10 protein-coding genes are annotated in these 12,412 nt (G+C 66.7%); 2 read left to right on the top strand and 8 right to left on the bottom strand.

What is annotated here, in order from left to right; genetic code table 11:
* Positions 1–3 precede the first annotated feature (3 nt).
* A complete protein-coding gene (locus PM1_RS24660; protein ID WP_009617942.1) occupies positions 4–576 on the top strand; it encodes a cob(I)yrinic acid a,c-diamide adenosyltransferase in 573 nt (190 codons plus the stop codon).
* 744 nt (positions 577–1,320) lie between these two features.
* Here the strand turns inward: PM1_RS24660 and PM1_RS24665 are convergent.
* The 4 genes from PM1_RS24665 to secA all read right to left on the bottom strand — a co-directional run bounded on the left by PM1_RS24665 (position 1,321) and on the right by secA (position 7,082).
* Positions 1,321–2,271 carry a Nudix family hydrolase gene (locus PM1_RS24665; protein WP_009617936.1) on the bottom strand — a complete coding sequence of 317 codons (951 nt, stop codon included), beginning with the start codon at positions 2,269–2,271 and terminating at the stop codon, positions 1,321–1,323.
* 28 nt (positions 2,272–2,299) lie between these two features.
* Entirely contained in the window at positions 2,300–2,923 is a 624-nt protein-coding gene (locus tag PM1_RS24670; protein WP_009617934.1) for a glutathione S-transferase family protein, read from the bottom strand.
* Positions 2,924–3,015: 92 nt separating this feature from the next.
* Complete coding sequence (gene argJ / locus PM1_RS24675) at positions 3,016–4,233, bottom strand: bifunctional glutamate N-acetyltransferase/amino-acid acetyltransferase ArgJ (protein ID WP_009617932.1); 1,218 nt, start codon at positions 4,231–4,233, stop codon at positions 3,016–3,018.
* A 95-nt stretch (positions 4,234–4,328) separates the two neighbouring features.
* Positions 4,329–7,082, bottom strand: coding sequence for a preprotein translocase subunit SecA (gene secA, locus PM1_RS24680; protein ID WP_009617931.1), 2,754 nt, complete (start codon positions 7,080–7,082; stop codon positions 4,329–4,331).
* Positions 7,083–7,387: 305 nt separating this feature from the next.
* On the opposite strand from secA, the gene PM1_RS24685 reads away from it, so the two are divergent.
* Positions 7,388–7,843, top strand: coding sequence for a DciA family protein (locus PM1_RS24685; RefSeq protein WP_009617929.1), 456 nt, complete (start codon positions 7,388–7,390; stop codon positions 7,841–7,843).
* A 173-nt stretch (positions 7,844–8,016) separates the two neighbouring features.
* Here the strand turns inward: PM1_RS24685 and lpxC are convergent, their stop codons facing one another.
* The 4 genes from lpxC to PM1_RS24705 form a co-directional block, all read right to left on the bottom strand.
* Positions 8,017–8,928 (bottom strand): UDP-3-O-acyl-N-acetylglucosamine deacetylase, encoded by a 912-nt coding sequence (gene lpxC / locus PM1_RS24690; RefSeq protein ID WP_009617927.1) that lies wholly within the window; start codon positions 8,926–8,928, stop codon positions 8,017–8,019.
* A gap of 112 nt (positions 8,929–9,040) precedes the next feature.
* Positions 9,041–10,225 (bottom strand): cell division protein FtsZ, encoded by a 1,185-nt coding sequence (gene ftsZ / locus PM1_RS24695; protein ID WP_009617925.1) that lies wholly within the window; start codon positions 10,223–10,225, stop codon positions 9,041–9,043.
* A gap of 55 nt (positions 10,226–10,280) precedes the next feature.
* Positions 10,281–11,525, bottom strand: coding sequence for a cell division protein FtsA (gene ftsA, locus PM1_RS24700; RefSeq protein WP_009617923.1), 1,245 nt, complete (start codon positions 11,523–11,525; stop codon positions 10,281–10,283).
* A gap of 21 nt (positions 11,526–11,546) precedes the next feature.
* Positions 11,547–12,410 (bottom strand): cell division protein FtsQ/DivIB, encoded by an 864-nt coding sequence (locus PM1_RS24705; RefSeq protein ID WP_009617921.1) that lies wholly within the window; start codon positions 12,408–12,410, stop codon positions 11,547–11,549.
* Positions 12,411–12,412: the final 2 nt, after the last annotated feature.

The following is a 12,412-nucleotide window of genomic DNA, read 5'->3' on the forward strand; positions in this document are numbered from 1 at the left end:
GGCATGGGCTATCGCCTGTCGAAGATCTACACCCGCACGGGCGACGCCGGCGAGACCGGCCTGGCCGACGGCAGCCGGGTGCCGAAACACCACCCGCGGATCGAAGCCATCGGCTGCGTGGACGAGCTGAACAGCCAGTTGGGGCTGCTGCTGGCCGACCTGCAGGAAGCCCGCAGCGCCGCGCTGGACCAGTTGCTGACGGTGCTGGCGCCGGTGCAGCACCGCCTGTTCGACCTCGGCGGCGAACTGGCGATGCCGGAATACCGCGCCCTGGACGACCACGAGGTGGCGCGCCTGGAACAGGCCATCGACGCCTGGAACGAGGAGCTGGAACCGCTGAAGGACTTCATCCTCCCCGGCGGCTCCCGGCTGGTGGCGCAGATCCACGTATGCCGCGCCCTGGCGCGCAAGGCCGAGCGCCGCTGCCAGCAGCTCAACGCCGAGGAGCCCCTGGAAGGCGCCGGGCTGCGCTACCTGAACCGGCTGTCGGACCTGCTGTTCGTGGCAGCCCGCATAGCCGCCAAGCGCCAGGGCGTCGCCGAAGTGCTGTGGAAGGCAGCGGAAAAGCCCGCGTAGATGTGTAAGCGGGCCCTGCCCGCGATTCGCGCGCAGGGCGCGCTCCTACAATGGGAATGGCGTAGGGGCGGTTGTAGCGGATCTCATCCGCGATCCGCGCCGATACGTCCGGCTATCGCGGACAAGGTCCGCTCCTACGGGGAAACGCCATGCCTCACGGCAAAACTGTAGGAGCGGGCCCTGCCCGCGATTCACGCGCAGGGCGCGCTCCTACAATGGGAATGGCATGGGTGGAGCAGCGTAGGAGCGGATCTCATCCGCGATCCGCGCCGATACGTCCGGCTATCGCGGACAAGGTCCGCTTACGGGGATACGCCATGCCTCACGGCGAAACTGTAGGAGCGGGTCCTGCCCGCGAATCGCGCGCAGGGCGCGCTCCTACAATGGGAATGGCACGGGAGCGGTTGTAGGAGCGGATCTTATCCGAGAATCGTGCCGATACGTCCGGCTATCGCGGACAAGGTCCGCTACGGGGAAACGCCATGCCTCACGGCGAAACTGTAGGAGCGGGCCCTGCCCGCGAATCGCGCGCAGAGCGCGCTCCTACAATGGGAATGGCGTGGGTGGAGCAGCGTAGGAGCGGATCTCATCCGCGAATCGCGCCGATACGTCCGGCTATCGCGGACAAGGTCCGCTCCTACGAACGTGTTTCCCTGAAGCCCCGTAGGATGGGTTGAGCGAAGCGATACCCATCCTACGAAAAGCCCCCGGTGCAGCCGGAAAGAAAGCGGCACCTACGACGGCCTATGCCCCGGCCTTCGGCCAGAGCGCGCGGATGCCGGCCACGCCCTGGGCGCCTATCTGCCAGGCGCGTTCCAGGTCCTGCGGGCCCAGGCCGCCGAGCAGGAATACCGGCTGGTTGAAGCCTTCCACCAGTTGCTGCGCCACGTCCCAACCCATTGCCGGTTCGCCCGGATGGCTCTCGGTCGGCTGCACCGGCGACAGGGTGACGAAGTCCACGCCCATCGCGCTGGCCAGCGCCAGCTCCTCGGCGCCGTGGCAGGACGCCGCCAGCAGGCGCTCCTGGGGGAACGGGCGACCGTTGGGGGCGTACTTGCGCAGTTGCTCGGCGGTCAGGTGCCAGCCGGCGGCGGGGAAGTCGCCCAGCCATTCCAATGGGCCCTTGAGCATCAGCTGCGCCTTGCCCGCGCACAGCCCGACGGCGTCCACCGCCATGTCGCGGTACTCCGGGCTGTACATGTTCGGCGCGCGCAGCTGGATCAGGCGGATACCGCCCGCCACGGCGGCGCGGATGCCCTGCAGGACTTCCTGCGGCTCCAGGCCGTCGGGGGTGATCAGGTAGCGTTCGGGCAGCCGCGCGGCCTGCACGATGGGCCGGTTGGCGGCGGGGAACTCGTAGTCGGGCAGCTCCCGCGGGGCCACCCAGGCCAGCGGCTGGCCTTCGGCGCCATGGGGTTCGCCGGAGAACGCCGAGACTTCCCAGACGTCCAGCAGCACCTGCTTGTCCGGGTAGTCGTGGGCCACGCGGATCAGCGGCCGGGCGCGCTCGACGCGGATGCCCAGCTCCTCTTCCAGCTCGCGGGCCAGCGCGGCCTGCACCGGCTCGCCCTCCTCCACCTTGCCGCCGGGGAATTCCCAGAGGCCGCCCTGGTGCTTGTCGTCCGGGCGCCGGGCGATCAGCACGCGGCCATCGACGCCACGGATCACGGCGGCGGCGACATGTACTCGTTTCACAGCATTACTCCTCGTCGGTTGCCGGCGCTCAGGGGCGCTCGGCCAGCGCGGCCTGCAGCCAGGGCTGGAAGGCCGCCCACTGGTAGATGGTGTCCACGTAGGCCTTGGCCAGCGGCGGCAGCTCCACGGCGTAGCTGCGCAGGCGCGTGGCCACCGGCGCGTAGAAGGCGTCGGCGATGCTGGCGTGGCCGAACAGGAACGGCCCGTCCTGGCCGAAGCCCTGGCGGCACAGGGTCCACAGCTCGATGACGCGGGCGATGTCGGTTTCCACTTCGGGCGGCACCTTGGCCAGCGGCTTGTGCCGCTGCAGGTCCATGGGCATATGCGAGCGCAGGGCGAGGAAGCCGCTGTGCATCTCCGCGCAGATCGACCGCGCCAGCGCCCGGGCCGCCTCGCCGCGCGGCCACAGGTGCGCCTCGGGGAAGCGTTCGGCCAGGTATTCGGCGATCGCCAGGGAATCCCAGATCACCCCGTCCTCGCACTTGAGCACCGGCACCTTGCCGGTGGGCGAGTGCTCGCGGATGCGCCGCGCGGTGTCGACGCCGCCCAGCGGGATCAGCACCTCTTCGAATTCCGCGCCGGTCAGTTGCATGGCCAGCCAGCCGCGCAACGACCAGGACGACAGGTTCTTGCTGCCAATGACCAGTTTCATCGCTCGTTTCTCCGCTACGAAGCTAGAAGCTAGAAGCTAGAGAGCGTGGCGCCTTTCACTTCCGGCTTCAAGCTTCCAGCTTCCCGCTCCCATCAAGTCCTGTATTCCGCGTTGATCTTCACGTACTCATGGGACAGGTCGGTGGTCCAGATGGTCTCGCTGCAGTCGCCGCGGCCCAGCTCGATGCGGATGGTGATCTCTTCCTGGGCCATCACCCGCGCGCCCTGGTCCTCGGTGTAGCTGGCGGCGCGGCAGCCGCGGCTGGCGATGCAGACTTCGTCGAGGAAGACGTCGATCCTGCTGACGTCCAGGTTCGGCACGCCGGCGTAGCCGACCGCGGCCAGGATGCGGCCCCAGTTAGGGTCGGAGGCGAACAGCGCGGTCTTGATCAGCGGCGAGTGGGCCACGGCGTAGCCGACGTCCAGGCACTCCTGGTGGGTGCCGCCGCCGTTGACCTGCACGGTGACGAACTTGGTAGCGCCCTCGCCGTCGCGGACGATGGCCTGGGCCAACTCCATGGACACCTCGATCACCGCCTGCTTCAGGGCGCTGAACAGCGCGCCGCTGGCCTGGGTGATCTCCGGCAGCACGGCCTGGCCGGTGGCGACCAGGATGCAGCTGTCGTTGGTGGAGGTATCGCCGTCGATGGTGATGCGGTTGAACGACTTGTTCGCCGCGTCGCGCAGCAGGTCCTGCAGCACGCCCTGGGCGACCTTGGCGTCGGTGGCGATGTAGCCGAGCATGGTGGCCATGTTCGGCTTGATCATGCCGGCGCCCTTGCTGATGCCGGTGACGGTGACGGTGACGCCGTCATGCACGAACTGGCGGCTGGCGCCCTTGGGCAGGGTATCGGTGGTCATGATGCCGGCGGCGGCCTCGGCCCAGTTGTCCGGGCCCAGGGCGGCCAGGGCGGCCGGCAGCGCGGCTTCGATCTTGGCCACCGGCAGCGGCTCGCCGATCACCCCGGTGGAGAACGGCAGCACCTGGCTTTCGTCCACGCCGGCCAGTTCGGCCAGCTTGGCGCACACCGCCGAGGCGTTGGCCAGGCCCGGCTCGCCGGTGCCGGCGTTGGCGTTGCCGGTGTTGGTCACCAGGTAGCGCACCGGCCCGAGGAAGCGCTGCTTGCACAGCAGCACGGGGGCGGCGCAGAAGGCGTTGGTGGTGAACACACCCGCCACGCTGGAGCCTTCGGCGCATCGCATCACCACGACGTCCTTGCGACCGGGGCGCTTGATGCCGGCGGAAGCGATGCCGAGTTCGAAGCCGGGGACCGGGTGCAGGGTGGAGATGGGGCCGAGACCGACAGCCATGGATGTGCTCCTTACGAAAAAGGGTGGATCGAATGTGAAAAACGCCGCGAGCGGCAGGGCCGGTCGCGGCGTCGGGGGTTACGACGGCAGGCGGATCAGTTCACCTGGCCGTGGCAATGCTTGTACTTCTTGCCGGAGCCGCAGGGGCACAGCTCGTTGCGGCCGATCTTCGGCTCGGCGCGCACCGGCTCCAGCGGCACGACCTGACCCGGGCCCTGTTCGCCCTCTTCGCCTTCCTCGGCATCGGGGGCCTGGTCGATGGACGGCGCCTCGGCATGCTGGAACTGCATGCGCTTGGCCATTTCCTCGGCTTCGCGGCGCAGGCGCGCCTCTTCCTCGGCCGGGTCCTCGCGGCGGACCTGGACGAAGGACAGCACGCGGATGGTGTCGCGCTTGATCGAGTCCAGCAGTTCCTGGAACAGGTTGAAGGACTCGCGCTTGTACTCCTGCTTCGGGTTCTTCTGCGCGTAGCCGCGCAGGTGGATGCCGTGGCGCAGGTGGTCCATGGTGGACAGGTGGTCCTTCCACAGGTCGTCCAGCACGCGCAGCAGCATCTGCTTCTCGAAGGTGCGCAGGGCCTCGGCGCCGGCCAGGTCTTCCTTCTCGTTGTAGGCGGCGACCAGCTCGGCGAGGATCTTCTCGCGCAGGGTCTCCTCGTAGAGCTTCTCGTCGTCGTCCAGCCACTGCTGGACCGGCAGCTTCAGGCCGAAGTCGCTGTACAGCGCGGCTTCCAGGCCGGCGATATCCCACTGCTCGGGCAGCGACTGCGGCGGGATGTGCTGGCTGATGGTGTTGTTCAGCACTTCCTCGCGGAACTCGGCGATGGTGTCGCCGATGTTCTCCGCGGCCAGCAGGCTGTTGCGCATGTGGTAGATCACCTTGCGCTGCTCGTTGGCCACGTCGTCGAATTCGAGCAGTTGCTTGCGGATGTCGAAGTTGCGGCCTTCGACCTTGCGCTGCGCCTTCTCGATGGCGTTGCTGACCATGCGGTGCTCGATGGCCTCGCCCGGCTGCATGCCCAGGGCCTTCATGAAGTTCTTCACCCGGTCGGAGGCGAAGATGCGCATCAGGTTGTCTTCCAGCGACAGGTAGAAGCGGCTGGAACCCGGGTCGCCCTGGCGGCCGGAACGGCCCCGCAGCTGGTTGTCGATACGGCGGGACTCGTGGCGCTCGGAGGCGATCACATGCAGGCCGCCGGCCTCGATCACCTGCTGGTGGCGCTTCTGCCACTCGGCCTTGATCTGGGCGATCTGCTCGTCGCTGGGGTTCTCCAGGCTGGCGATCTCGGCTTCCCAGTTGCCGCCCAGGAGGATGTCGGTACCACGGCCGGCCATGTTGGTGGCGATGGTCACCGAGCCCGGCGCGCCGGCCTGCGCGATGATCTCGGCTTCCTTCTCGTGGTACTTGGCGTTGAGCACCTTGTGCTCGATGCCGGCCTGCTCCAGCAGCTTGGACACGTACTCGGAGGTCTCGATGGACGCGGTACCGACCAGGATCGGCCGGCCCAGGGCCTGGCTCTGCTGGATGTCGGTGATGATCGCGGCGTACTTCTCTTCCTGGGTCAGGTAGACCAGGTCGTTGAAGTCCTTACGGGCGACCGGCCGGTGGGTCGGGATCACCACCACGTCCAGGCCGTAGATCTGGCGGAACTCGAAGGCCTCGGTGTCGGCGGTGCCGGTCATGCCGGACAGCTTGGTGTAGAGGCGGAAGTAGTTCTGGAAGGTGGTGGAGGCCAGGGTCTGGCTTTCGGCCTGGATCGGCAGGTTTTCCTTGGCCTCGATGGCCTGGTGCAGGCCCTCGGAGAGGCGGCGGCCGGGCATGGTGCGGCCGGTGTGCTCGTCGATCAGCAGGACCTGGTCGCCCTGGACGATGTACTCGACGTTGCGGTGGAACAGGGTGTGGGCGCGCAGCGCGGCGTAGACGTGGGTCAGCAGGCTGAGGTTGTGCGCCGAGTAGAGGCTCTCGCCCTCGCCGAGCAGGCCGGCCTGGCTCAGCAGTTCCTCGACGTAGGCGTGGCCCTGCTCGTTGAGTTCGACCTGGCGGGTCTTCTCGTCGATGCTGTAGTGGCCCTGCTGGGTCACCTGGCCTTCGACTTCCTCGATGTGGCGCTTCAGGCGCGGGATCAGCTTGTTGATCTTGATGTACAGCTCGGAGCTGTCTTCGGCCTGGCCGGAGATGATCAGCGGGGTCCGCGCCTCGTCGATGAGGATGGAGTCCACTTCGTCGACCACGGCGAAGTTCAGCTCGCGCTGGAACTTGTCCTGCAGGCTGAAGGCCATGTTGTCGCGCAGGTAGTCGAAGCCGAATTCGTTGTTGGTGCCGTAGGTGATGTCCGAGGCGTAGGCCGCGCGCTTCTCTTCCGGCGGCTGGAAGGGCGTGACGATGCCCACCGAGAGGCCGAGGAACTCGTACAGCGGACGCATCCAGTTGGCGTCGCGGCGGGCCAGGTAGTCGTTTACGGTGACCACGTGCACGCCCTTGCCGGACAGCGCGTTCAGGTACACCGCCAGGGTGCCCACCAGGGTCTTGCCCTCGCCGGTGCGCATCTCGGCGATCTTGCCCTCGTGCAAGGTCATGCCGCCGATCAGCTGGACGTCGAAGTGACGCATGCCCATCACCCGCTTGCCCGCCTCGCGGCACACGGCGAAGGCTTCCGGGAGGATCTGGTCGAGGGTCTCGCCCTTGGCCAGGCGCTGCTTGAATTCCTCGGTCTTGGCCTTCAGTTGCTCATCGGAAAGCGCCACCATCTGTGGTTCGAGCGCATTGATGGCCTGGACCTGCTTGGCCATGCGCTTCACTTCACGCTCGTTCTTGCTTCCAAAGAGTTTTTTCAACAAAGGCGCAAACATATCGACTGGGTCATCCGAACTTGGGGAATGGAGGGCTGCCCGACTGGCTGGCCGCGGCTTGCATCGACGGCAAAGGGGGCATTCTACTCGGAAACGTGAACGAAAGAAGTGCCCAGGTCATGCCGGGGACTTTCCATGCGCGCACATTGCCCGGCAGGAACTCGGGGGAGGACTGGCAGTCCGCCTGCTTTATATTGTGTCGCGCCGGCAAAGTTCAAGGCTCGGCGCCGGCGGGCGTCGGCGCGACGGCCTGCGATGACCGCATTCTGATACCATCGGCGCTCAACAACCCCGGAATTTTCACCATGGCGTTCCGCCCGCTGCCCGCACAGGCCACCACCAAGCTGCTGCGCGAAGCCAAGCCGCTGCAGTCGCTGTTCAACGAGGCCCAGCGCCTCGCCCAGTTGCAACAGCTGCTCGACAGCCAGCTGCAGCCGGCCGCGCGCCCGCACTGCCGGGTCGCCTCCTGGCGCGGCGGCAACCTGCTGCTGGTGCTCACCGACGCGCACTGGGCCACGCGCCTGCGCTACCAGCAGAAGCGCCTGCTGCGCCAGTTGCAGATGTTCGACGAGTTCGCCGGGCTGCAGCACATCCTGTTCAAGGTCCAGCCCCAGGTCGAGCGCCAGGCGCCGGTGCGCACCCACCAGCTCTCCCCCGCCGCCGCCGAGGCCCTGCAGGAGGCCGCCGAAGGCATCGCCAACCCGCGCCTGCGCGCGGCGCTGGAACGCCTGGCCAGCCGCAGCCGCCCGCGCGAAGACTGAACCCCTCGCCTACCGCCGGTCTCATAACGCCCCTCGTCGGCGCTTGCCGATGAACTCGTGAGAACTTTCCCCCTCCAAACTCCAAGCCTCTTGCCCGCGCCATTTCGCGCGCATAAAAAAAGGCCACCCGAGAGTGGCCTTCAATATGTACAGCTTGAAAGGAGGAGGTTTCCTCAAACGGCCGCAGCGGGCCGCATGTAGGAAATCGGCGCGGTGCTCGCGTCTTCGAAGGTGACCACTTCCCAGGCCTCCTTGTCCGCGATGAGTGCGCGGAGCAGGCGGTTGTTCAGGGCATGGCCGGACTTGAAGCCGCGGAACTCGCCGATAAGGCTGTTACCAAGCAGGTACAGGTCACCGATGGCGTCCAGGATCTTGTGCTTGACGAACTCGTCCTCGTAACGAAGGCCGTCTTCGTTGAGCACGCGATACTCGTCGACCACGATGGCGTTCTCCACGCTGCCACCGAGCGCCAGGTTCTGCGAACGCAGGTACTCGATGTCGCGCATGAACCCGAAGGTCCGCGCGCGGCTGACTTCCTTGACGAAGGAAGTGCTGGAGAAGTCCACCGTCGCCTTCTGGGTGCGACCACGGAAGACCGGGTGATCGAAATCGATCTCGAAGCTCACCTTGAAGCCGTCGAAGGGAACGAAAGTGGCGCGCTTGTCGCCCTCTTCCACGGTCACTTCACGCTTGATGCGGATGAACTTCTTGGCCGCCTCCTGCTCCTGCAGGCCGGCGGATTGGATCAGGAATACGAAGGGCCCCGCGCTGCCGTCCATGATCGGCACTTCCGAGGCGGACAGCTCGACATAGGCGTTGTCGATGCCCAGGCCAGCCATGGCCGAGAGCAGATGCTCCACCGTATCCACTTTGACGTCACCCTTGACCAGGGTGGTCGACATGGTGGTCTCGCCGACGTTCGAGGCCCGAGCCGGGATTTCCACCACCGGGTCGAGGTCGGTACGGACGAACACGATACCGCTGTCCACCGGAGCCGGCTTCAGGGTGAGGTAGACCTTCTCCCCCGAGTGCAGACCGACGCCGGTGGCCCGGATGATGTTCTTCAAGGTGCGTTGTCTGATCATGGCTTTGGCCGCTTTCGCGCAAGTTGCGAACTGTTGTCAACAATGGGCGGCGATGATAGCAGAACCGCCCTTTGCTGAACACCAATCACATTCATACTCCTGATAAATTGCCTCAATCGGCCTGGCGACGCAGGAATGCCGGGATGTCCAGGTAGTCCAGGTCGTCCTGCGGGTTGAGCTTGGCCGCGGTGGCCGCGCTGCCGTGCGCCTGGTTGCGCATCACGGTCGGGCGGTCCAGGTCGCGGTAGTTCACCGATTGCTGCTCGCGCTGTACCGGAGCCTGGCTGCTGACCGCCTGGGTCTGCACGGTGTTGTCGACCACCTTGACCGGTTTTTCCAGGCGTGCGCCCAGGCCGGTGGCGACCACTGTGACGTGCAGTTCGTCGCGCATGTCCGGATCGATCACGGTGCCCACCTTGACGGTGGCGTGCTCGGAGGCGAACTGCTCGATGATGTTGCCGACGTCGGAGTACTCGCCCAGGGACAGGTCGGGACCGGCGGTGATGTTCACCAGGATGCCGCGCGCGCCCTGCAGGTTGACGTCTTCCAGCAGCGGGTTGCGGATCGCCGCCTCGGTGGCCTCGCGGGCACGGTTCGGGCCGCTGGCGGCGCCGGTGCCCATCATGGCCATGCCCATCTCGCTCATCACGGTCTTCACGTCGGCGAAGTCGACGTTGATCATGCCCGGACGCTTGATGATGTCGGAGATGCCGCGCACGGCGCCGGCCAGCACGTCGTCCGCCTTGGCGAAGGCGGCCAAGAGGCTGGCGTCCTTGCCGAGGATGGTCAGCAGCTTCTCGTTGGGGATGGTGATCAGCGAGTCGACGCTTTCCGCCAGGGAGCGGATGCCCTCGTCGGCGATCTGCATGCGCTTGCGGCCTTCGAACGGGAACGGACGGGTGACCACTGCAACGGTCAGGATGCCCATTTCCTTGGCCACTTCGGCGATGATCGGCGCCGCACCGGTACCGGTGCCGCCACCCATACCGGTGGTGATGAAGACCATGTCGGCGCCTTCCAGCACCTCGGCGATGCGCTCGCGATCCTCGATCGCGGCCTGGCGGCCGACTTCAGGGTTGGCGCCGGCGCCCAGGCCCTTGGTCACGCCCGGGCCGAGCTGCAGCACGGTGCGCGCCGCGATGTTCTTCAGCGCCTGGGCGTCGGTGTTGGCGCAGATGAACTCCACGCCGTCGACGTTGTTCTTGGCCATGTGGTTCACGGCGTTGCCGCCGCCACCACCGACACCGATGACTTTGATTACTGCCGTTTGTGGGACGTTATCGACGAGTTCAAACATTTTCCCCTCTCCTTCCTTTCTAGTTGTGTCGCCTACGTTTTACCGCGCCGGTAAATCAGAAATTGCCCTGGACCCAGCGTTTGAGCCGTTCCAGAACAGGTGTCTTGGGTTCATCGCTGAAGCTGCCGCCGGACATGGAGATGCCGTCGGATTGCTTCTGCAGGCCATACATGAGCAGGCCCACGCCAGTGGAATAGATAGGATTGCGCACGACGTCGGTCAGCCCCTTGACGCCATGCGGCACGCCCAGGCGCACCGGCATGTGGAAGATCTCTTCGGCCAGCTCCACGGCGCCTTCCATCTTGGAGGTGCCGCCGGTCAGGACGATCCCGGCCGGGATCAGGTCTTCGTAGCCGCTGCGGCGCAGCTCGGCCTGGACCAGGGTGAAGAGTTCGTCGTAACGCGGCTCCACCACCTCGGCCAGGGCCTGGCGCGACAGCTCCCGCGGCGGCCGGTCGCCGACGCTGGGCACCTTGATGGTTTCGCCCGCGCCGGCCAGCTTGGCCAGTGCGCAGGCGTAGCGGATCTTGATTTCCTCGGCGTACTGCGTGGGCGTGCGCAGGGCCATGGCAATGTCGTTGGTGACCTGGTCGCCGGCGATCGGGATCACCGCCGTATGGCGGATGGCGCCCTCGGTGAAGATGGCGATGTCGGTGGTGCCGCCGCCGATGTCCACCAGGCACACGCCCAGTTCCTTCTCGTCCTCGGTGATCACCGAGTAGGCCGAAGCCAGTTGCTCGAGGATGATGTCGTCGACTTCCAGACCGCAGCGGCGCACGCACTTCTCGATGTTCTGCGCGGCGTTCACCGCGCAGGTCACCACGTGCACCTTGGCTTCCAGGCGCACGCCGGACATGCCCAGCGGCTCGCGCACGCCTTCCTGGTTGTCGATCACGTAGTCCTGCGCCAGGGTGTGCAGCACCCGCTGGTCGGCCGGGATCGCCACGGCCTGGGCGGCGTCGAGCACGCGGTCGATGTCGGCCGGGCTCACCTCGCGGTCGCGGATCGCCACGATGCCGTGGGAATTCAGGCTGCGGATGTGGTTGCCGGCGATGCCGACGAAGGCCGAGTGGATCCGGCAGCCGGCCATCTGCTGCGCCTCGTCGATGGCGCGCTGGATGGACTGCACGGTGGACTCGATGTTCACCACCACGCCCTTCTTCAGGCCGCGCGACGGATGGGTGCCGATGCCGACGATCTCCAGCTTGCCATCGGCCGCTACCTCGCCCACCAGCGCCACCACCTTGGAGGTGCCGATGTCCAGGCCGACGACCATCTTGCCGCTCTGCACGCTTGCCATGTTTATTGCTGTCTCCTCAAATCACTGCGCGGGCGCGGCCTGGGCCACGTCCGTCTGCGGCAGCGGGTCGCGCCACGCCACGGCCAGGCCGTTGGGGTAGCGCATGTCGATGCGCGCAATCTTCGATATCTGTTCTTTCAGGGCCTTTTCGTAGATGGTCACGAAACGGCGGATCTGTTCGACCGTGTGGTCGCGGCCCAGGACGATCTGCACGCCCTGGGCGGTATCCAGGGTCCAGGCGCCGCGCGAGCTCATCTCCAGGCTGGCGATGGTGAAGCCCAGGGGCCGCAGCAGTTGGCTGAGGATCTGGTACTGCTGCATCACCTTCTGCTGGGCGAACTGCGGGCCGGACAGGCGCGGCAGGTGTTCGTAGTGCGACACCTCGTGGGGCGCGAAGGCCTGGCCCTGGTTGTTCAGCAGCGCTTCGTCGCCCCAGCGGGCCACCGGCAGTTGTTCCTCCAGGTGGATCACCACCTGGTCCGGCCAGACGCGGCGGACTTCGGCGTGGGCGATCCAGGGCATCTGCTCCAGCTCCTGGCGCATGCCGGCCAGGTCGATGCTGAAGAAGCTGGCCGAGACGAACGGTGCGATGCGCTGCTGCACCGCCTGCTGGCTGATGTAGCTGAGGTCGCCTTCGACGCTGATCTTGGCGATCGGGCGGTCGGCGTAGGGCAGCACGTACTGCGCGCCCTGGTAGGCGCCGAAGCCCAGCACGGCCAGCAGCACCGGCCACATCAGTATGCGCAGGAAGCCGAAGCTGGGCCTGGGCAGGCGAGCGCTGATCGGCTCCTTAGCCACCAGGCGGCTGGCGCCGCGCGGCACCGGCTTGCGTGCGGGCACGCGGCCGATACCGGGTTGCGAGTGGCGGAGCATCGCGCCGTTCATGG

The sequence above is a fragment of the Pseudomonas sp. M1 genome (assembly GCF_022760135.1).
Classification (GTDB): Bacteria; Pseudomonadota; Gammaproteobacteria; order Pseudomonadales; family Pseudomonadaceae; genus Pseudomonas; species Pseudomonas citronellolis.